We start from the raw sequence: 21,314 nt of genomic DNA on the forward strand, positions 1-21,314 counted from the left end.
TCTACCCCAACACTTGAAAAAGAACCTTTTTTATTTAATGGTCCTTACGACAGGACCATGATTCACCAACTGCACCTGATGAACGGACATATCCGGGAAAGAGGCTTGAAGCGCATCATAGATAGCAGGAACCTTTTCTAAGTTGGCAATGGACAAAATGGTTGGTCCCGCTCCACTGACAGCGGTCCCATATGCCCCATATTTTTTGGCGATTCTCCGGACATCAGCGAAATATGGCATTAGTTTAGCGCGGTAAGGCTCATGAAACTGATCCATCTCCATCATCTGGCCAGCAAGCGCCCAGTTGCCTGCACAGACAGCAGCAACAAATGTATTCGACGCAGCACTCGCTGAAACAGCTTGTCCAAAGGCAAGCTCTGATGGGAGGACGGACCTCGACTGCTCTGTCTTTAACTCAAATGCTGGAATCACCACAACAGCCGCAACCCCGACAACTGGCAAGGAGACAACTTCAGCACCATTCTCTCCCTGAATACCAACTGCCAATCCGCCATAAATGGCCGCTCCGACATTATCCGGATGACCCTCCTCTATGGCGGCAAAACGCATCTTTTCCTCCTCATCCAATTTAAGAGAGCAAAAGGCGTTAGCGAGCTCAATCCCAGCCACAATGGCGGAAGCACTGCTGCCGAGTCCCCTTGCCAACGGGATGTCACTTTTAACCTTTAATCGGCACGGAGGCATCTCTGCTCCATAGAATGCTGCCGCTTTTTGCGCCATCCGAACGAGATAATTCGATTCATCTGCCGGCAGCCCTTGAAGCTCTTTGCAGTCTATGATAACCTCCCATCTGTCTGATTGAGAGGCCTCAATCGTCAAGTAAAGGCCAAGCGCCATTCCAAGCGAGTCAAACCCAGGTCCAAGATTAGCCGTACTGGCTGGAATTTGAATGCGCAGCATGGGAGGCTGGTTCATGATGAAACCACACTCCCGAAATGCCGTACCAGCTCCTCCTCATCATTTTCAATGACGACAGGAGTGATATGCCCGTATTCGACTGCTGTATTCGGATCCTTCAGCCCATTGCCTGTCAAAACAGCCACTACTGTCTGCCCTTTCTTCATCTGACCATTCTGTAATTGTTTAATTACACCGGCGATAGAAGCACAGGAGGCCGGTTCTGCGAACACACCTTCCTTGCGTGCCAACAGCTTATAGGCATGAATGATTTCCTCATCAGATACTTCATCTATCTGCCCGTTCGATTCCTCTGCAGCGGCAACAGCAAATTCCCAGCTTGCTGGGTTACCGATACGAATAGCCGTGGCCAGCGTCTCCGGTTCCTCGAATACACGATTATGAACAATGGCCGCTGCCCCTTCTGCTTCAAACCCTCTCATTTCAGGAAGTCCTGATTGATGGTATTCATCATATTCCTTGAAGCCTTTCCAATAAGCCGTAATATTACCGGCATTCCCTACTGGAATCGCAAGAATATCAGGAGCCTTTCCTATATCGCGGCAAACCTCGAAAGCTGCTGTTTTCTGCCCTTCAATACGATAAGGATTTACTGAATTCACCAGGGTGATAGGATATTTTGTGCTAATGGAACGGACCATCGCAAGCGCTTGGTCAAAGTTGCCCTTGATGGCATAAATCTCAGCCCCGTACATGACAGCCTGTGCGAGTTTTCCCATCGCGATTTTGCCGTCAGGAATAACGACGATACAGCGCAAGCCTGCTCGGGCAGCATAGGCTGCAGCCGCCGCAGATGTATTGCCAGTAGAGGCGCAAATGATTGTATCACTGCCCTCTTCCATTGCTTTGGCGACTGCCATAACCATACCCCTGTCCTTAAAGGAGCCCGTTGGATTCGCTCCCTCATATTTGACATACAGCTCGATTCCTAATTCCTCTGATAGATTCCGGCAATGAATTAACGGTGTATTCCCCTCATGCAAACTTAGAGCAGGAGTGCCTTCGCTCACTGGCAAGAACTCCGAGAATTCCTGGATTAACCCTTTCCATCCCATTAGACAATACCTCCTTCAACCTTATACGTACTTTTAATTTCTTCAACCTTCTCATACGTTTCAAGCTTCTCAAGAACTCGCTCAAAATTAGCAAGCGGAGCATCATGAGAGATCAAGACAATCTCTGATGCCTGCTCCTCCTTGATTGGCAGCTGCATGATTTTCTCAAAGCTTATTCCGTCTTCTGCGAAGATCGATGTGATTTGGGCAAAGACACCAATCTCATCCTTCACGCGCAAGCGGAGAAAATGCTTGCCCCGAATCTCTTCATCTGTTTTCAGCTTCTTCGGAAATTGCGGAAGTACAGCACTGCTTCCATTGACACCGAGACGCATATTCTTCATGACAGCGACTAAATCGCTGACAACAGCTGTTGCGGTCGGAAGGCTCCCAGCCCCAGGCCCATAAAACATCGTTTCTCCTACCGCTTCACCATACACATAGACAGCATTATATTCATCATTCACCATCGCCAGCGGATGATCGACCGGAAGCAGGGTCGGCTCAACGCTGACCTCCACTTTATCCTCCTCGCATCTCTGAGCAAGACCAATCAGCTTCATTGTATATCCAAGCTTTTGGCTGAAGGTCAGATCCTCATCTGATACACCCGTAATCCCCTGCACCTTTACGTCATCTAAATCGATGGTCATGGAGAACCCAAGAGTCGCTAGAATCGCCATCTTCCGTGCAGCATCCAGTCCGCCGACATCTGCAGTTGGATCAGTTTCCGCAAAGCCAAGCTCCTGTGCTTTCTTCAGCGCATCTTCATAGGAGAGCTTCTCCTTGCACATCTTTGTCAAGATGTAATTCGTTGTTCCATTCACTATACCCATCATCTTCGTAATCCGGTCAGAGGCGAGCCCGTCCACCAGCCCGCGCAGGATAGGAATGCCGCCGGCTACACTAGCCTCGTAAAAGAGGTCACAGCCATTATTGGATGCTACATTTAAAAGCTCTGGTCCATAAACAGCCATCAAGTCCTTATTTGCTGTAACAACATGTTTTTTGTTCTCCAAAGCTTGAAGAAGCAGATCCCGTGTCTCCTCCACACCGCCAATCACTTCAATGATGACATCTATTTCTGGATCATGGATAATCTCATCGCTCGAAGTCGTCAGCATTCCGCTTGGAAGCATGATCTCTCGCTCTTTTACAAGATCTTTTACAAGGATTTTTTTGATTTCCACAGGGCATCCAACCTGATGCATCAGTTTATCCTGATGATTGGTAATGATTTTCACAACCCCTGTTCCTACTGTACCAAGCCCTAATAATCCTATTGAAATCGGCTTCACCCATACTCCCCCTCACGATGTCCACATATTACGGACATTTGTTTACCTATAATGGACATTATAGATGATTTCTACCAATGTGCCAACCTAAATCTTTATTGGAATAAAATCAATCTTACCTCTTTATTCTAATTTGTTCAAATATTCAAATATTATTTTTGTTTACTCTGAATCCATTCTGGTACAGACATCCTGCTGTTTCCTTTAGGAATCCCCGCCATTTCATACCACTCATGAAGCATCCGTTCATATAGGCTTGATTGCTTTGTGTACTGACCCAGCCGCTCCTCAAGCTTTGCTTTCTCTCCTTCCGAACGGATGAAATAATATGTTTCAATCGTCTCGAAATAATGAATCGGGAGAAGCAATCTTGCATAGGTCATTTTAGCTGTAAAGGTTGAGAATGGAGCGATTGATTGGTATTGCCGCAAAAAACGAATGACTCCTTGATGATACGTATTTGGCTGATCGAGGAAACACATACGGACATACTCAGCTATATCTCTCGCCCCATGGTCAAAAACCCAATCCTTCGGCACCTTTCCAACCGTGTTCTTCCCCCATGTTTCCGGTGTGTAACGCGTGTGGCAAATCGTCCCGCCGTCCATCAATTCAGGGTCATCATCAAGCTCGGTGTCGACTAAATATTGAATAGCATTTTCTGTAAGACCTGCATAATATGGATAGGAATCTATAAATAATTTCTCGAAATCATTCTGGGGCTTGCTCAAGAGCTTATCTCTCCACACCTTTTCCAATTGGTCAATTCGGGTCTCCCACATTTGCTTCCATTTGCCCATGCGGCTGGACTGGTCCATGCGCGTCTGAATAGTACGGCCTCTATAATGGAAAATGGCGAGAGCTTTACCTGGTTCGTAAATATCAGGAAGGACAGAGCCCAGCATACAAACAATATACGGTTGCTGATCAGGGCCAGCTGTTAATATACTTTGCTCGCGATTCATGATTGGCAGCCAAACCCCTGGCTCACCCTGTTCATTTAAATGGTGTGCCATATAATATTGTTCATCCATTTCTCGTTCATCGCCTGTTGCCGCATAATACAAGAACGACTGCATTCCACTCTTAAATAAATGAACGGAACCGGCTTTGACCTCATTTTCTACCGACAAGCCGTAATGAGTATAAATCGAATCATGATCCATCTTCTTATCTCCTTTCCAATACTAACGGTGCATCTCTAATTCACTATATGATTCGACAAAGAGATATATGGTAAATGACGGTCTTTCGGGCAGAATAGATTGTATACGTACAGCTATTAGGTAAAGGATTGCATAAAAACAATTCATAATATGATGGAAGACGGTGGAAAGATGAAAGGAAAGCCTATCGAAATGACGGAAAAAACAGCTCGGCAGTGGCTAAGCGATCGCGGTGTCAGCGTGAAGGAAATCGGCGAATTAGTCATGTATCTGCAGCATAAATATCATTCTAACTTACAGCTGGATGAGTGCATTGCTAATGTGGAACGGGTATTGTCAAAACGAGAGGTCCAAAATGCCATTTTGACAGGAATTCAGCTGGATTTACTCTCTGAAAAGGGATTGCTTGAAGAACCGCTGCAATCCATCATTAAGACAGATGAAGGGCTATATGGGGTTGATGAAATCCTCGCCTTCTCAATCGTCAATGTATATGGGTCTATTGGATTTACTAATTACGGATTTATCGATAAACAAAAGCCCGGCATTCTACAGCGACTGAATGATAAGACAAGCGGGGAGTGCCACACCTTCCTTGATGATATTGTTGGAGCGATTGCCGCAGCAGCTTCAAGCAGACTCGCACACCGGGCGGAAAACCTGGACTAAGCGGATCTATAAAGAAAACGCACGAAAGCTTAGGCTCTCGTGCGTTTTTATTACCTTAAATCTTCCACTCATCAAGTGAATCAATCGCATAGGTCGGCTTCTTCTCATGAATCTCCATATGCTGTCTTGTCGTAACGCCTGTGTGGACAAGTAATGTATCAACACCGGCATTGATTCCAGCCATGATGTCCGTGTCATAATTATCCCCGACCATCAAGGTTTCTTCTTTAGAAACACCAAGCACCTTCATCGCCTGCTCCATAATAATGGATTCCGGCTTACCGATGAAGATTGGCTCCGTTTTCGTTGATACGGTTACAACAGATGTGATGGATCCATTTCCTGGCAGCAGTCCGCGTTCAGTTGGAATGGCGATATCTCCATTCGTGGAAATAAAGGTTGCTCCATTTCTGACTGCCAGGCAAGCTACAGAAAGCTTCTCATAGTTTACGCTGCGGTCAAGCCCGACAATAACAAAGTCAGCATCTTCCTTTTTGAACGCAAAGCCTTTATTCCTGCAAGCCTCAATGATGCCGTCTTCCCCAATGATATAGACTGATGCATCTGGCTTCTTCTCTTCAATATAATTGGCTGTCGCCATGCTCGTCGTGAACACTTGCTCAGCTGTTGCCGGGATTTCAAATTCACGCAGTTTTTCCGCTACCTGCTCCGGTGTGCGTGAAGAGTTATTCGTAACAAATAAATAAGGGATACCCTTCTTTTGAAGGTTTTGCACAAAATGAACCGCTTCTAGAATCCGTTCAGTCCCTTTATACATCGTTCCATCTAAATCAATTAAGTAGCCTTTGTATTCTTTCATACGCAGATTTCTCTCCAGACGTAATAGTTTCTCCATTACTTTATCACAATGCTCTCCAAAGTGTAAGCCTCCCTCTATTTGGAGACTATGATTCCAGACTAAAAAGAGCCACTTCCTAAGAAATGACTCTCCACCCAGTATTCATAAAAGCTTATGATTCCCGCGGGATAAAAGCGGTTACAACTCCGAGCTCTTTCTCTAAATAAGCACTAATCTTTTCCGGATAGGCCTTAAAGGCTGAAAGATTCTCTCTGACAGCAGCCAGCAATTCGCCATGTTCGGTATGTGTATAATCCTGTACAAGGATCTTTCTGAACGGCAGCATGGCCTTAAATGGCGTCTCCATATCTGTATCAATCACTTGCTCATCAACTAAAATATCAATAATGTCCTCATAGCTGCCCGGGTCTCTCATGATAAACCCATCAATCATGGCATTGCCTATATCTAAGACTGCATCAATCATTGTATGTGCGAGGCGCTCTAAAATCAATTGATCGTATGCTGATTGATCAAAGCTTCCCTTTTCCTCAAATAAGTCTATTTGTCTCACCAAGTAATGCAATTTATCCTCAATCGCTTCCCGATCGACGAAATACATGTTGATACTCCTCCTTTGGCTGCGCTGTCTTGTCTTAAGCTTAATGAATTCAATACAAAAGTTCAAGAAGTTGGGGCTGCCATGTCCAAACGATTACTGCTCCTAAAGCCTGCATCCTCCCGTTTCATTATACCTTGTTCCTAAAATTATTGGCAGAAAAATGATAAAAACTAGAATTATCTAAACAAATCACTCGATTATTTTGGTATGATTCAATCAATCACATCATTTGGGAGAGGAGGAACAAACATTCATGCAAGAACGTTTCTTTCTATATGATGATACTTATGATACGAAAACACGTTTTGTCAGCTTCATGGGGGAAAGCGCCCGCATTGACCTGGCGCTGCTTAGAACAGATCGTTTCTACGGAAAGACGCTTGTCCTTGATATGCAGGGAAATCGCTTCGCTATCATTGGAACTGATGATCTTGAAGAACCCGGCTATTTAGAGCATGCATTCAGACTTTCTGAAGAGGAAGCGGCAGAATGGAAGGATTTCTTATATGAAGTCATTTAGCGGGATAAGCATTAACTACCAACACATGAATACATAAAAAAAACTGCAGACAAAAACCATCCGGTTAAGCCTGCAGTCTGTAAGCTGCCTCTTTTCGGCAGCTTTTACTTTTTCGTTTTGCGAAGGATGAAGTAGGAGCATCCGAAGTTACAGTATTCATATAAATATTCCTTGATGGTGCTGATTTTGTTGTCATAAGAGGCTTTTTGATTTTGGTCATCAAAAAATCCTTTTAGGCGGAGCTGTCCATAGCCCCAATCCCCTAAGATATAATCATAACGGTTCAATATTTCACTGAAACGGCTTTTGAAGGCTTCCTCATTAAATCCCTCACCGCGCTCCTCTAGAATTTCATATTGAGAATTATTAATGCTGATCATTTGTTCACCTCTTACTCTTAGCATACCTGTTCCTTTATTATAACATTCTCCACATATAACCATGAAGTATTTTTAACATCTGGGTCAAACTACGATAAAAGGAGGTGCATTTATCCATGAATTGGCCGATTGTTAGCTGCTTATTTACTTTCTTCCTTCTTTCCGCCTGCGAAAGTTCAGATATCGGGCAACATCACCCAATAAATCATACCGAACAAATTAATACAGATTATGTGTCCTATGACCAAGACATGTTCAGTGATTCCGGGATTGATTCAAGTGCAAATGACAACAAATACGGCTATGAACGCCAGCAGCGTTCCGCTTATTATGCCAACCGGGAGGATAAACCTGTTCCTTCCATTAAACGGGATGATTTAGCTACCATCGTGACGACACTATGCGTGCAAATCCCCGGGGTCAAGGATGCCAGCACACTTGTCACGGATGAAGAAATATTGCTTGCTTACCATCCCGAAGGAACTCGTCCTGATTTGATAAGGCGAAATATCCGGGAAAACATCAGCCATATCGCACCTGATTATTATCAAATATATATCACAGATGACCCTAGCTTCATTGATGTACTTCAGAATATGTCCAGCTACTCTTCTGCCAACGGGTCTGATGCGGAAAATAAAGAAAAAATCATTAAGAAGATGGAGCATATTACGGCATTTGATTAAGAATAACATCCATCAAGAACAATCAGCGAAAGGAGTGACACAGGTGATCTATCGCTTACTGTCCCTTCTCCTCTTATCTATATGTGCAGCTGCAGCCTGCCCGGATTCCATGCTGGCTGCCCAAGCAAATAATGAGGAGCAGGAATTGATTAAGCAGCGGATGGACTTATATAAACGAGTTGAAGCATCCACCCAGCTGCCCTGGTACTACATAGCCGCCTTTGACCAATATGAGCGCAGTGTACGCCTTGCAAGGAACGATTTGCTCGACCCAACCGGAACACTCAGCATCATGATTCCCCCAAATAAATGGAGCGGTCTTGCCAATCCCAATCAAGAAGATACAGACCCCCTATCCATCACCTTCTTCGAGGGTATGGGCAAGGATGGAGACCAGGATGGGAAAGCGGACATTAAGAATGAATATGACCAACTGGCCGCGATTACCCACTATATCATGTCCTACGGCGCTGATAAGGATAACTTCAGAATCGGGGTATGGGAATATTATAAACGGGACCGGGCTGTCAGCATCATCATGAGCAATGCTGAACTATTCAAGAAACACCAAACCATTGATCTGCAGAGGAAGATATTCCCCCTCCCTATGGGAAGCCATTACACCTATAACAGCACTTGGGGTGTCGCAAGAGGCTGGGGCGGACGACGGACACATGAAGGAACAGATATCTTCGCTGGATATGGCGTGCCTGTTCGCTCGACCTGTTACGGCATCATCGAGTTAAAGGGCTGGAATAAATTCGGAGGCTGGCGAATCGGCATCCGAGACATTAATAATACGTACCATTATTTCGCACACCTGAACGGATTCGCAAAGGATGTGAAGGTTGGCCAGCTGGTCGAACCAGGAACCATGCTAGGCGGTGTTGGCAGTTCTGGATACGGTCCACCAGGAACAGCCGGCAAATTTCCTCCACACCTCCATTATGGTATGTACAAGGAAAATGGACGAACGGAATGGTCCTTTGACCCTTATCCATATCTCCGTGTATGGGAACGGAAAGAAAAAGCCGCATTACGCCATTAAATAAAAGGAGCCGATGATCGTATCGGCTCCTTATTTCTTACGCTTTTTTTCGCGATTTGATAACAGCATTCGTAATAGAGGCAACAAGACCTCCCCAAATGATCACAATTCCGATAACCATCATGGTAATGGCGCTCCCTGTCATTTCGCCACCCCCTTAGATGATTTCTCATACGTTGTATTTGTATCTATTCCCTTCCATTTGTACCTTGTGAAGAGAATACCAATCAAGATAGCAGCAACAGATACACCCCAGCCAGCTGTCATAATCAGACTTGTCGGATACCCTTCATAATTATTCTGAATATCCGCTGTAAATGTTTGAATCATCATAAATCCAAGGACAATAGGAGTAATCAAGCCAAGACATACCTTCCACCATACTCCAAGGCGAATGTCTGACATGCTGTTCGCATGATTCTGAAGATTAGACAATTCTCTCGCAATCCAGGCAATGAATACAATCTCAACGAGACCGGCAAGTGCCACACCATATTGGTTAATAAAGTGGTCAACTGTATCAAAGATATACAGTCCGCCCTGAGTCGCGTATAGAACCGAAATGACTGCTGCCCCTCCAGCACCGAAGGCAACCGCCTTATTACGCGTAATGCCAAACTTCTCCTGAACGGCTGAGATAAATACTTCTGCAATCGATATCAAGGATGTCATCCCTGCCAAGAATAGGCTCGCAAAGAATAAGAAGCCAAAAAGATTCGGCCATGTCGGGATCTCATTAATAATTTGCGGGAAGACAACAAAGGCCAGACCAATACCGCCGCTTACAACCTCATTAACCGGTACGCCAATCTGCCCGGCCATAAAGCCTAGAGTCGCAAATACCCCGATTCCAGCCAGGAGCTCAAAGCTGGAATTCGCAAAGCCGGTGATGAAGGCATTATTCGTAATATCTGTTTTCTTTGGCAAATAACTCGCATACGTGATCATGATTCCAAAGGCAATCGATAAGGAAAAGAAGATTTGTGAATAGGCAGCGACCCATACCTTCCCGTTTGTCAGCTGGGACCAATTGGGTTCAAAGAAAGCCTGTAAACCGGCAGTTGCATTATCAAGTGTGACAGCACGAACAACGATAATCCCGAACATGAGAACCAATAAAGGGATAAAGATACGATTTGCCCGTTCAATCCCCTTCTTAACGCCAGCAAACAAAATGATAAGGGCAAGTACCCAGATGATCAGAAGCGGGAAGAATACATTTGGAACAATTGAACCAAACGCTCCAGCATTCTCTCCAGGCAGAACCTTTAGGAATGAATTGAATAAATAGCCTTCCGTATCATCCCCCCATGTGCTCTTAAGGGAGAAATACGCATAAGATAGTGACCATGCGAGGATAACCGCATAATAGGTCGCAATAATAAAAGCAACAATAACTTGCCACCAACCCAGCCATTCTGCACCTTTACGAATCTTAAAGAAGCTGAGCGGTGCCGAACTTTTCAGTTTCTGCCCAATTGTAAACTCCATGATCAGCAGCGGTATACCCGCCGTCAATAATGCAAATAAGTATGGAAGAAAGAAGGCTCCTCCTCCATTTTCATAAGCAACAGACGGAAAACGCCAAATATTCCCAAGGCCGATAGCAGACCCTACAGCCGCAAAAATAAAACCTGCCCTAGTTCCCCATTGCGCTCTCTGTTTATCCATTAAGATAATCCCCCCACGATATGTGTAAATTTTCTGATAATTCTGCAATAGGTAAATAATATACTATATATGGGGGGAATGTCAATTTATCACACAATGTTCAAGACCTTTGGCCTATTTTGTCGGAAGCTGTATCGCCGGTCCTGCACCATTTCCGCTTCCATTATAATAGGATGGAACTTGACCTGACGTCGTTCTCATGGCAATCGGTACATCTGTCGTAATCTTAGTCGGCTTAGAAGCAAAAGGAACGACAACCTGCGCATTGACCTCCACGAAAAGAACGACCTTAATGAGTGCGTTATTAATACCATATGGCTCAAGTGTTGTCTTCACATCGCTTTGCACATCACTGACCGCATGAATCTCCACAGGAATATCCGGTCCCATATTACCAAGCAAGGCATTATTCGTCACTTTACCAAGAGGCACCTCATGGATTATCCCATCTCCGTTCTTTCCATCCTTACTCGTACTCAAATAATCGACAGAGGATAAATCACCAGCCTCAATCTCTCTTAACGCCTCTTGGATCCGCATCGTCGTATCCGCACGGAAACGATTGATAATTTCCGTATTAAAACGAATCCCTTCCACTGAAATTTCCTCACCTTCCTTTGGAATTTCAGTAATCACATCATTCAAATCTTTATTTTTCGCTATAGATTCCTCAATTGCCTTATTAATGACAATACTGGCCATCTTCTTCGTTTCCGATTCCGCATATTTCATCAATGTAGGCTCAATCGCCTTATTCACAATCCAAATCGCCAAAATGGTCGATACGATAAAAAAGCCGAGAGAAATAAGCAGGACATATTTCGTTGGTAAGGGGCCGCTCGGCAATAAGCTCTGTCGTTTAAATGCCCTTTTTTTGAACAAAAAAATCCCTCCTATACAAGTAATACCTATGCTTGTATAGAAGGGTTTAGTCGCTTAATTTTGGATCAAGCCTGAAATAAGATAAGGGCATCCTTCCCCGTCATACCGGGAATGATTCCTCTTTTTCTCGCTTCATCGGTAACAGACTCAAGGGGAGCATTCAACAGCTCCTCCAAGGTCTTTACTCCCACTGCTCTTCCAGCAATGATTTGCCGGTCAGAAAGACGTTCATTCAATAATCCAACATCCAGCGCCCCGCACATAATATAGCCTATATCATTGGAGATGACCAAAAGGGTTGTCTTCGGAAGCTGAACCGAAATACCGGTATACAGCTTTCCCCCAATCTCATAAGGGATGACTTCAATCATGGCATTTCCCTCCATCACTTTAAAACTACTGCTCTTAAAGTATATGGATGACAGCCTGGCAGATTGCTGCCTACCGATCAGATTGGGCTAATTTCCATGCCAATAAATCGCGCAGGAACTCCGGCATCAAATATCGTTTCTGTTCCACATCACGCACCTCAGGGAATAAATAGCCGAATGTAAACATATCTGGAACAGCCATTGTATATTCGGCCTTTTGATGGATTTGCTCCCCATTAATCAGCCACTCGCCATTTATCTTCTCCAATCCGGCATAAACAAACATTCCCATGACAGAACCGCGGAACCCAAGCCCCTTCACCTGGAAATGAGGCCATTTCGGATTCTCCGTCTTCCTTAATATACCGGTCAGCTCACTTCCAGAAAGGGTGAGCACACATGGATTAATCGGGTGTGGACAAATCTTATGAAGATCATATCTCGTCACTGGACCTTCTTTTAATCCATCAAGGAGCAATCCCGCATTGATAAAAGCACAATCTGTTTTGCACCAATCTCTTAATGCCTCGCATAAAACATCCGGCATTTCTGAAGGGACAAACCAATCCGTTGACATCGGCTTCTCAAGCTCAAGCAAAACCTCCCCAAGACTTGTCTTTCCTTTTTCAACTAAACGGTCAGCTACTTCCTTCTCCTGCTTCGTATACCCTTCATCAGTCATATTCTCTAATCTGGATACAGCCTTAATTCCTTTGTCATCCAGCGTAATCTCTACATGACCGACATACATTCCATACTTCCCTGCACCGCAGATAAGTGTATGGCCATATACCTTTCCATGGTGAAGTATATGATGCGTATGACCGCCAAGAATCACATGGATTTCAGGAAAGTTCGCCGCAACCAATTCATCTGCCGGAAGCCCTAAGTGAGATAGAAGTACAATTAAATCTGCTTTCCCCTCCAGCTCCTTAAGCACTGATGCAATTTCCTCATAAGGGTCGGTCAGCTTCCAGCCCAATAGATGATACAGCTCCGTAAATGGCGCAGTCACACCAAAGAAGGCAATTCTTCTGCCTAATGGTGTTGTGCGTATGAAGTAAGGAAGCGCCCACTTCGGCCGATTGCCATTCTCATCATATAGATTAGCGACTGTTACCGGGAAACGGGCTTCATCGTACAAATGATTAAGCCCCTCATGAGGCAAGGTAATTCCTTCATTATTCCCGATGGTCACCCCGTCCATCCCAGCAGCATTCAGCAGCTCTATATTTCCTTTCCCCATCGTCCCTTCGGTAAAGGGGTGGAAACGATCGACATGATCTCCGATGTCGAGCCTATACACAACATCGCCAGCACTTTCATATAATTCCTGCTGCTCATCCATATAGCGGACAATTCTTTCCCAATGCTCAAAATGGCTATGCAGATCATTAATATGTAATAAATGAATCGTTTCCTTCATGATACTCACCTCTATAATAAGGCTTGCGCCCCATCCCAAATCAATTTAACACCTACAACAATTAACATAATACGCAGCGCCATGACAAGCGTAGCGCTCTTCATCCGCGTATTCACATACGCTCCAAACTTAGCACCAAACCAACCGCCCGGAATAAGCGCCAGTGCATAAATCCAAACGACATGTCCTGCCGCAATATGGGTCACCGAACCAATGATGGCGGAAAGACAAATCAGCAGCATCGATGTACCAACGGCCAGATGCGGCGGAAAATGAAAGATAAGAAGCATAACCGGAACCATCAAGGAACCTCCGCCAATACCGAATAAGGAAGAAAGGAATCCGACAATAAAGGAAATAAAAATGGCAAACGCAACGCTATAACCGTATGTATGCTCTTTCCCCTCCTGATCGATATAAGTCCGTTCTATCCCTTTCGACTTCCTCTTCTTCGGCTTCAAGTTCCCTCTGATCATCAATAAAAAGGAGAGAAATACCATCAAAATCCCAAACAGGATATTAAATGCCTCCACATCCATGAACTTATTGGCCCAGCCTCCAACCAAGCTTCCTGGAGCAATCCCGATTAAAAATAAAAAAGCGCTCCGATAATCAACTGTCCGCTGCTTCAAATAAGCAAGAGCAGAAGAAAGCCCAGTAAACACTAATGTGAATAAAGACGTCCCGACAGCCATTTGCGGAGAAATTACCCCGAGCAGCCCTCCAGACAGAAACAGCAGCATTGGCACAATGATAATTCCCCCGCCTAAGCCAACCAAAGCTCCTAAAAATCCGGCTGCCAGCCCAACAAGTACAAGCAACAAAAATTCCATATAAATAAGTCCCGCCTTTCCAATCAATCACAATAAAGAACACTCAAAATAGACCCAGCTGTTTCGAACCCAAGCCTTCATAATCAATTCCAAGCAAGGCCTGGAAATCCTTCGCATTACCGGCCGCATCCCCTCCGGAATTATTATTGAATAAAACAATAATATCCTTCGTATGCTTTGCCAATTCCTGAATTCTCATTCTCCATTCCAACAGCTCTTCCTTATTGTACTTATATAAATAGCGGACTTCACGCCAATTCGCATCATTCGGTTTATTCCATCCATGCACATTTCTTCCATGCAATCGAACCAAGGTCAAATTCTCATCTGTCACAACCGGCACCGTCGGAATTGAACCCTCACCAGCCTGCGGCTCATCAACGATGGAATGAATCCATCCCTCCTTCTTCATAAACCCGAGCGTCCCTTCCCTGAAGGAATCACTGAACCAAGACTGATGCCGAAATTCAAGTGCTGACTGAATATCTCCCATCTGCTCCCGGCAATAGCGAAGATACTCCACATTCTCCTTCTTGCAATCAAACCATGGCGGAAACTGAAAAAGAGCCATCGAAAACTTGCCCGCCCCCATATAAGGCTTCAAAGACTCCCGAAAGGCCGCAAACATCTCACCCCTTGAAGCAAACGGAATATCCCCTCGCTGATGTCCCGTCATCCCCTGATAAGCCTTCACAACAAACTTGAAGCTCTCCGGCGTTTCACGCACCCACTTTTCAGCATTACGGGCTGGCTGAATCGCATAAAAGGACGCATCCACCTCGACCACCGGAAAATGCGCACTATACTCGGCAAGCTTATCCTTAGGTTTGATAGCTGGCGGATAAAGAGAATCATGATCTCCCCATCCGGTTACACCGATATAAATCATCCGAATAACCTCCTCTAAACCTATCATAGCACACCACCCGCTCCCTAATTATCCAGCAAGCTCCAGTAATCAGACGATAATCTGACATCAACGGCACTAATTGTCTTTTACACAAAAATCACCATTCAGTAAACTCAAAAGGAGGGGAACATAACACCACAAACAACTTCAGGAAGGAATGATATCATCATGAATACATTAGTCATCCTAGCACACCCAAACATGGCACAATCCAGCCTAAACAAACAAGTTATTGATGAATTAAACAAACAGCCGGAACAATTCACCATCCACAATCTCTATGAAACCTATCCCGACGAACAAATCAATATCGAAGCCGAACAAAGGTTAATCGAAGAACACGATTCAATCATTCTCCAATTCCCTATCTATTGGTACAGCTGCCCATCCCTCTTAAAGAAATGGATTGACGAAACCTTCGCCTTCAACTGGGCATACGGACCGGAAGGCCATGCCTTAGAAAATAAGCCCTTCGCCCTCCTCGTCACAACAGGAGCTGACGCAACTCAATACGAAGCACCAGGCGAAACAATAGAAGACATTCTACTGCCCTTTAAAATGACCTTCCACTATACGAACGCTGACTACAAAGGCTTCTACACCATTTATGGCCCAACCACCACAAAGGAAGCGGTCGAATCAGCCGCTCGGTTTGCGGGCAGGATTTGATTGTTATACTTTCTGGCTTGGTCACCTTTTGCCCACCCTTTATACTCTTTGGGTGGGCTTTGGGTGGGTCTTCTCTGACGATGACCACCCTTTGACCACCCTTCCTACCCTTTGCATGGGCTTTGGGTGGGCTTTCTCTGACGATGACCACCCTTTGACCATCCTTCCTACCCTTTGCACGGGCTTTGGGTGGGCTTTCTCTGACGATGATCACCCTTTGACCACCCTTCCTACCCTTTGCATGGGCTTTGGGTGGGCTTTCTCTGACGATGACCACCCTTTGACCACCCTTCCTACCCTTTGCACGGGCTTTGGGTGGGTCTTCTCTAATGATGCCCTTCACATAGGGTTTAACCATATAAATCCCACAAAAAATCGAGAAGATATTTCTCCAAATTATATAGAAGAATGAGATTAGGAGCCAGTGCTTTATATGCCATCAAAATAGGAATGAATCTACTATATTGAACGAAAAAATGCTGGTAATAGGTGAACAGACATTCTTTTCCCTTATATCAGCTTTTTTGATCGTAATTGATCAAATCTTCCTTGATAAACAGTCTGCATGCTTTCTCCTACCTTTCCACCCTCTGGCCTGAGAAAGCATGGGCATTTCCTGGCTTTCCCAATGCCTCTCCCATCTTTCCATCACCCCTTCCCCAATCGAGTAGGAGGGGGCGACTAACCCCCGACCTCTCAGACCACCGTACGTACGGTCCCGTATACGGCGGTTCAATCAAGTTGATGACGCAAGGTTTCATACCGACCTTGTAGACTTTTGAGCCCTTGGGAATACCAATAGGTATTGCCGAGGGCTTTGTGTAATATTGGACTTTTCGAGATACGCCAATAGCCTTTCCGACTGTTCCCCCATTCATAAGCTTTTCCTTTCGGAACACCTAGGTTCATGAGGTACCTTATCTTCGCCTTTGGGTTCTTCCAGTTCTTCCACAAGCACATTCGCAACCTTCTGCGTATCCATTTATCCAACAATCCAAAAATAGCCTTCGTATCGGCTAACGCGAAGTATCCACACCATCCGGTTAGATACTGGTTCAGTTTCTGAATCCGGTATTCCATTGGGTAAGGCATCTTCCTGGAAGTGATTTTCCGGACCTTCTCCTTCATTCGCTGGATGCTCGCTTTTGCGATGCGAATTTTTGGCTCTTTCGTCGATGCGAAAGTAAACCCCAGAAACTTACGTTTCCAAGGTCGGCCTACCGCTGACTTCTTCTCATTCACTTTCAATCGGAGCTTCCCCTCAATGAGTCGTTGAATGCTGGCCAAGGTTCGTTCACCTGCACGCTTGGATTTCACGTAGATATTGCAATCATCCGCATAGCGTACGAATCGATGTTCCCGGCTTTCTAATTCTTTATCCAATTCATCTAGGACAATATTTGAAAGTAAGGGGCTTAGGGGACCTCCCTGAGGAGTTCCTTTCTCCATACTGGTAACCACTCCATTGATCATCACTCCAGCTTGTAAATACCGGCGAATTAGTTTCAATAGAGGTTTCTCATCGATTCTCTTTGCCAACGTGCTCATTAGTCGGTCATGATTGACCTTGTCAAAGAACTTCTCCAAGTCCATGTCTACTACCCATCTGTATCCTTCTTGGATGTAGCCCTTCGCCTTCCGTACAGCGTCATGGGCACTCCGGTTTGGTCGGAAGCCATAACTATGTTCGGAGAACATGGGGTCGTATATCTTCGATACCACTTGGGCTATCGCCTGTTGAATCAAACGGTCTGTCACGGTAGGGATTCCCAGTAGCCGGAAGCCGCCATCAGGTTTCGGGATTTCGACTCTTCGGACTGGCATCGGTTCGTAGGTTCCCTCCAGAATAGCTTCTCTGATGGAAGACCAATTTTCGACTAAGTGCTGACGTAGGTTTTGTACGGGCATCTTATCTACTCCATGACTTCCTTTATTCTTTTCGACTCGCTTTAATGCGAGAAGCATATTCTCCCGTGACAGGATTTGATTCAAAAGCATCTCGTTTCTTCCTTCCGTGAATAGCTTATCTTCTTATGCCAGCCGTCACTCCATCCTCCGGGAAGTCCCCTGCGGGATTCACCGCATCCTTCTTCTCGTGAGGTCTCTTACGTTTTCTATGGTCATCATGACAGACTGAATGCCAAGGGCTATTCTCTCTTGATTGTTCGGTCCTTCCGAATCGTTCTAGACCGATTCGTACTATGACCTCAGCTGACTTCTGATGGTTCAGCTGCCTATCACTAGACAGGTTATGAAGGGTACTTCACATCTCCATCAGACCTCCCCGGGTAAGGGCGCACGCTTTCTCTCCATGTCCCCACTGCATTTACTCTCTATCACCTTCGGCAGTAAGAGCTTTGTTTTGTTTAGCAAACTCACTCAATGACAGCTAGCCTTGTATGCAGTTCGTGTTCCTTGGGGCGGAGATTTGCCTCCAACTTCCTTCAGATTCCGCGTCACCACGGACACCCTTGTCTTTGGCTAACCCCTACTACTGCCTTCGAGGCTCGGGACTTTCACCCTAAAGCTTACACCCATGCCGGGCACACTAAAAAAGAAGACAGCCATCCGGCTGTCTTCTTCCATATTTCAACTCTTTAATTAAACACCTTTATATGCTGCTTTCAAAATGTCTTCTAGCTCTGAGATAAGCGGCAATTTAGGGTTGGCTGTTGTACATTGGTCTTCAAATGCACGTTCTGCCAAGCGGTTTAGTTTGCTGTCTAGTTCATCTTTTTGTACGCCTTGGCCTTTCATGCTCATGTCAATGTCGAGTGATTTACCGAGTTCGATGACAGCATTCACTAGAGAATTGACGCCTTCTTCTGTTGTAGAAGCAGGGAGTCCGAGCATTCTGGCGATTTGTGCATAGCGTTCATCTGCGCAGTAGCTTTCGTATTTAGGGAAGAGGGCGTGCTTCCTTGGACGAATAGCGTTGTAGCGGATGACGTGCGGCATTAGGATGGCGTTGGCACGGCCGTGCGGAATGTGGAATTCTGCTCCGATTTTGTGCGCAAGGCTGTGGTTAATGCCGAGGAATGCGTTAGAGAATGCCATTCCGGCCATGCAGGATGCGTTATGCATTTTTTCACGTGCTTCTTCATCCTTGTTGTTATCATAGGATGCTTTCAAGTATTTGAACACGAGGTCGATTGCTTTTAGGGCAAGACCGTCTGTGTAGTCACTCGCCATTACGGATACATAGGCTTCAATCGCATGAGTTAGTACGTCCATACCTGTGTCAGCCGTGATGCTTTTTGGTACGGTCATGACGAATTGAGAGTCGATGATGGCCACATCAGGTGTTAAAGCGTAATCCGCTAATGGGTATTTGACGTTTGTTTCTTTGTCTGTGATAACCGCAAATGGTGTTACCTCTGATCCTGTACCGGATGTAGTTGGGATGGCAACGAATTGCGCTTTTCCACCTAGTTCTGGATATTTGAAGGTACGTTTACGGATATCCAAGAATTTTTGTTTGATGCCGAAGAAGGTTGTTTCAGGCTGTTCATAGAAGAGCCACATTCCTTTTGCAGCATCCATTGCGGAGCCTCCGCCGATGGCGATGATGACATCCGGCTGGAAGGCATGCATTAATTTAGCGCCTTTGAATACTGTTTCATCACTTGGGTCTGGTTCTACATCTGAGAACATTTCTACCGCTTCAATGCCTTTGTTTTTACGTAAATATTCTTTAACAATGTCTATATATCCGAGGCGGACCATCCCTTCATCGGTTACGATGAAGGCACGTTTGATACGTGGCATTTTGGCCAAGTATTGTGTAGAATATTTTTCGAAATAAACTTTAGGCGGCAATTTGATCCATTGCATGTTATTGCGGCGTTGAGTCATTTTCTTCACATTGATTAAGTGAGTTGCAGATACGTTCTCTGATACAGAGTTATTTCCGTAAGATCCGCAGCCTAGTGTCAGGGAAGGAATGAAGCCGTTGTAGATGTCACCGATACCGCCTTGTGCAGATGGAGCATTGACGATAATACGGCAAGCTTTCATTCGTTTTCCGTATTCCATTTGTACATCTTTATCTGTGCTGTGAATAACAGCAGAGTGTCCAAGACCGCCAAGGTTCAGCATGTTCATGCATGTTTGGTAGCCTTCCTCAGTAGAATTTACGCGGATGCAGGCAAGCACTGGGCTAAGCTTTTCTCTTGATAGCGGGTAATCAGCACCTGCTCCTTCAAGTTCAGCAATCAATATTTTTGTATCAGCTGGTACTTTAAAGCCTGCCATAGCTGCGATTTCAGCTGCAGGTTTACCAACGATGCCAGGGTTTACGGCACATGTATCTTTATTAATAACTAGTCGTTCTAGTTTTTTCAATTCAGTTGCATTGACGAAGTGGCAGTTATTGAGGATGAATTCATTTCTCACTTCATCATAGATTTCCGTGTCAACGATGATGGCTTGCTCTGAGGCACAAATCATTCCGTTATCAAATGTTTTAGAGAGGATGACATCATTAACGGCACGTTTGACCTTAGCTGATTTTTCAATATAACAAGGGACATTTCCTGGGCCAACGCCAAGTGCTGGTTTACCAGTAGAGTATGCAGATTTGACCATGCCAGCTCCGCCTGTTGCTAATACTAGTGCAACATCCTTATGGTTCATAAGCTGTTTTGTTGCTTCAATGGAAGGCTTCTCAATCCATTGAATACATCCTTCAGGAGCTCCTGCTTTGACTGCTGCATCGTGTAAGATTTCTGCTGCTCGCTTAGAAGACTCTTGCGCAGATGGATGGAAGGCGAAAATAATTGGGTTACGCGTTTTGATAGAGATTAATGCTTTGAACATCGTGGTAGAAGTAGGGTTTGTAACTGGTGTTACACCTGCAACGATTCCCACAGGCTCAGCGATTTCAACAACGCCTGTTTGCTCATCTTCATTGATGACTCCGGCTGTTTTGTTGTATTTAATGCTGTGCCAGATGTATTCAGTTGCAAATATGTTTTTGATGCATTTATCTTCGTAGATTCCGCGGCCTGTTTCTTCCACTGCCATTTTTGCTAGCGGCATATGCTGGTCAAGACCTGCGATGGACATTTGATGAACGATTTCGTCAATTTTCTCTTGATCAAAGGTTTCGAGCACATGTAGAGCTTCTTTCCCTTTCACAACCAATTCATCAATCATTTCCGTTACAGATAGGACTTCTTCAATTTCTCTTTCTTTAATAGCCATGGATAGTTCCTCCCTATGGAATACTCTTTCGGGGCAATTATTGTCCCTCATGGTCAATTACTGTCCCTTTCAGACTAAAAAATATAACCTCATCTGATACTTTTATTTTATCTGAAAAATCATCATTTGTCTTTGGCAATTTTGTGAAACATTTCACAAAGATAG

The 21,314-nt window shown here is 44.9% G+C and carries 21 protein-coding genes; 5 read left to right on the plus strand and 16 right to left on the minus strand.

Features of this window, described 5'->3' with window-relative positions:
- Positions 1-30 precede the first annotated feature (30 nt).
- From thrB to yutH, 4 genes are all read right to left on the minus strand, one after another.
- On the minus strand, positions 31-936 hold the full coding sequence (gene thrB / locus ACY8DX_RS18275; protein WP_462405756.1) for a homoserine kinase: 906 nt from the start codon (positions 934-936) through the stop codon (positions 31-33).
- Positions 933-1,994 carry a threonine synthase gene (gene thrC, locus ACY8DX_RS18280; RefSeq protein WP_049669655.1) on the minus strand — a complete coding sequence of 354 codons (1,062 nt, stop codon included), beginning with the start codon at positions 1,992-1,994 and terminating at the stop codon, positions 933-935. The genes thrB and thrC overlap by 4 nt, the downstream gene beginning before the upstream one ends.
- A complete protein-coding gene (locus ACY8DX_RS18285) occupies positions 1,994-3,292 on the minus strand; it encodes a homoserine dehydrogenase (protein WP_462405757.1) in 1,299 nt (432 codons plus the stop codon). Before ACY8DX_RS18285 ends, thrC begins: the two co-directional genes overlap by 1 nt.
- Before the next feature lie 152 nt (positions 3,293-3,444).
- Positions 3,445-4,458, minus strand: a complete 1,014-nt coding sequence (gene yutH, locus ACY8DX_RS18290; RefSeq protein WP_049669653.1) for a spore coat putative kinase YutH — start codon at positions 4,456-4,458, stop codon at positions 3,445-3,447.
- A 150-nt stretch (positions 4,459-4,608) separates the two neighbouring features.
- On the opposite strand from yutH, the gene ACY8DX_RS18295 reads away from it, so the two are divergent.
- A complete protein-coding gene (locus ACY8DX_RS18295) occupies positions 4,609-5,127 on the plus strand; it encodes a phosphatidylglycerophosphatase A family protein (RefSeq protein ID WP_462405758.1) in 519 nt (172 codons plus the stop codon).
- A gap of 55 nt (positions 5,128-5,182) precedes the next feature.
- On the opposite strand, the gene ACY8DX_RS18300 is transcribed toward ACY8DX_RS18295, so the two are convergent.
- Both ACY8DX_RS18300 and ACY8DX_RS18305 read right to left on the minus strand, forming a co-directional pair.
- Positions 5,183-5,947: a TIGR01457 family HAD-type hydrolase gene (locus ACY8DX_RS18300; protein WP_049672751.1), complete on the minus strand. Its 765-nt coding sequence runs from the start codon at positions 5,945-5,947 to the stop codon at positions 5,183-5,185.
- 151 nt (positions 5,948-6,098) lie between these two features.
- Positions 6,099-6,548, minus strand: coding sequence for a DUF86 domain-containing protein (locus tag ACY8DX_RS18305; protein WP_462405759.1), 450 nt, complete (start codon positions 6,546-6,548; stop codon positions 6,099-6,101).
- A 253-nt stretch (positions 6,549-6,801) separates the two neighbouring features.
- On the opposite strand from ACY8DX_RS18305, the gene ACY8DX_RS18310 reads away from it, so the two are divergent.
- On the plus strand, positions 6,802-7,068 hold the full coding sequence (locus tag ACY8DX_RS18310; protein WP_462405760.1) for a DUF3055 domain-containing protein: 267 nt from the start codon (positions 6,802-6,804) through the stop codon (positions 7,066-7,068).
- A gap of 104 nt (positions 7,069-7,172) precedes the next feature.
- Here ACY8DX_RS18310 and ACY8DX_RS18315 read toward each other — a convergent pair whose 3' ends face one another.
- Positions 7,173-7,448 carry a YutD family protein gene (locus ACY8DX_RS18315; RefSeq protein ID WP_049669649.1) on the minus strand — a complete coding sequence of 92 codons (276 nt, stop codon included), beginning with the start codon at positions 7,446-7,448 and terminating at the stop codon, positions 7,173-7,175.
- Between the two features lie 116 nt (positions 7,449-7,564).
- Between ACY8DX_RS18315 and ACY8DX_RS18320 the strand changes: the two genes are divergently transcribed.
- Entirely contained in the window at positions 7,565-8,134 is a 570-nt protein-coding gene (locus ACY8DX_RS18320; RefSeq protein WP_462405761.1) for a YhcN/YlaJ family sporulation lipoprotein, read from the plus strand.
- Positions 8,135-8,243: 109 nt separating this feature from the next.
- Positions 8,244-9,182 carry a M23 family metallopeptidase gene (locus ACY8DX_RS18325; protein WP_462406978.1) on the plus strand — a complete coding sequence of 313 codons (939 nt, stop codon included), beginning with the start codon at positions 8,244-8,246 and terminating at the stop codon, positions 9,180-9,182.
- 37 nt (positions 9,183-9,219) lie between these two features.
- Here the strand turns inward: ACY8DX_RS18325 and ACY8DX_RS18330 are convergent, their stop codons facing one another.
- The 7 genes from ACY8DX_RS18330 to ACY8DX_RS18360 all read right to left on the minus strand — a co-directional run bounded on the left by ACY8DX_RS18330 (position 9,220) and on the right by ACY8DX_RS18360 (position 15,254).
- Complete coding sequence (locus ACY8DX_RS18330; protein ID WP_462405762.1) at positions 9,220-9,327, minus strand: methionine/alanine import family NSS transporter small subunit; 108 nt, start codon at positions 9,325-9,327, stop codon at positions 9,220-9,222.
- Positions 9,324-10,853, minus strand: a complete 1,530-nt coding sequence (locus ACY8DX_RS18335; protein ID WP_462405763.1) for a sodium-dependent transporter — start codon at positions 10,851-10,853, stop codon at positions 9,324-9,326. Before ACY8DX_RS18335 ends, ACY8DX_RS18330 begins: the two co-directional genes overlap by 4 nt.
- A gap of 114 nt (positions 10,854-10,967) precedes the next feature.
- The gene (gene yunB / locus ACY8DX_RS18340; RefSeq protein WP_462405764.1) at positions 10,968-11,735 is read right to left on the minus strand and encodes a sporulation protein YunB; all 768 of its coding nucleotides are present in this window, start codon (positions 11,733-11,735) and stop codon (positions 10,968-10,970) included.
- 65 nt (positions 11,736-11,800) lie between these two features.
- Positions 11,801-12,106 (minus strand): YunC family protein, encoded by a 306-nt coding sequence (locus ACY8DX_RS18345; protein WP_439802169.1) that lies wholly within the window; start codon positions 12,104-12,106, stop codon positions 11,801-11,803.
- A gap of 70 nt (positions 12,107-12,176) precedes the next feature.
- Positions 12,177-13,532, minus strand: a complete 1,356-nt coding sequence (locus ACY8DX_RS18350) for a bifunctional metallophosphatase/5'-nucleotidase (RefSeq protein WP_462405765.1) — start codon at positions 13,530-13,532, stop codon at positions 12,177-12,179.
- 11 nt (positions 13,533-13,543) lie between these two features.
- On the minus strand, positions 13,544-14,365 hold the full coding sequence (locus tag ACY8DX_RS18355; protein ID WP_049669643.1) for a sulfite exporter TauE/SafE family protein: 822 nt from the start codon (positions 14,363-14,365) through the stop codon (positions 13,544-13,546).
- A 43-nt stretch (positions 14,366-14,408) separates the two neighbouring features.
- Positions 14,409-15,254 carry a DUF72 domain-containing protein gene (locus tag ACY8DX_RS18360; protein WP_049669642.1) on the minus strand — a complete coding sequence of 282 codons (846 nt, stop codon included), beginning with the start codon at positions 15,252-15,254 and terminating at the stop codon, positions 14,409-14,411.
- A 189-nt stretch (positions 15,255-15,443) separates the two neighbouring features.
- Here ACY8DX_RS18360 and ACY8DX_RS18365 point away from each other — a divergent pair, with 189 nt between their 5' ends.
- A complete protein-coding gene (locus tag ACY8DX_RS18365) occupies positions 15,444-15,944 on the plus strand; it encodes an NAD(P)H-dependent oxidoreductase (protein WP_049669641.1) in 501 nt (166 codons plus the stop codon).
- A gap of 732 nt (positions 15,945-16,676) precedes the next feature.
- On the opposite strand, the gene ltrA is transcribed toward ACY8DX_RS18365, so the two are convergent.
- Together ltrA and adhE are read right to left on the minus strand one after the other, a co-directional pair.
- Positions 16,677-17,942 (minus strand): group II intron reverse transcriptase/maturase, encoded by a 1,266-nt coding sequence (ltrA, locus tag ACY8DX_RS18370; protein WP_049670210.1) that lies wholly within the window; start codon positions 17,940-17,942, stop codon positions 16,677-16,679.
- Positions 17,943-18,545: 603 nt separating this feature from the next.
- The gene (gene adhE / locus ACY8DX_RS18375; protein ID WP_049669632.1) at positions 18,546-21,149 is read right to left on the minus strand and encodes a bifunctional acetaldehyde-CoA/alcohol dehydrogenase; all 2,604 of its coding nucleotides are present in this window, start codon (positions 21,147-21,149) and stop codon (positions 18,546-18,548) included.
- Positions 21,150-21,314 lie beyond the last annotated feature (165 nt).

The organism is Gracilibacillus sp. Marseille-QA3620 (assembly GCF_054950035.1).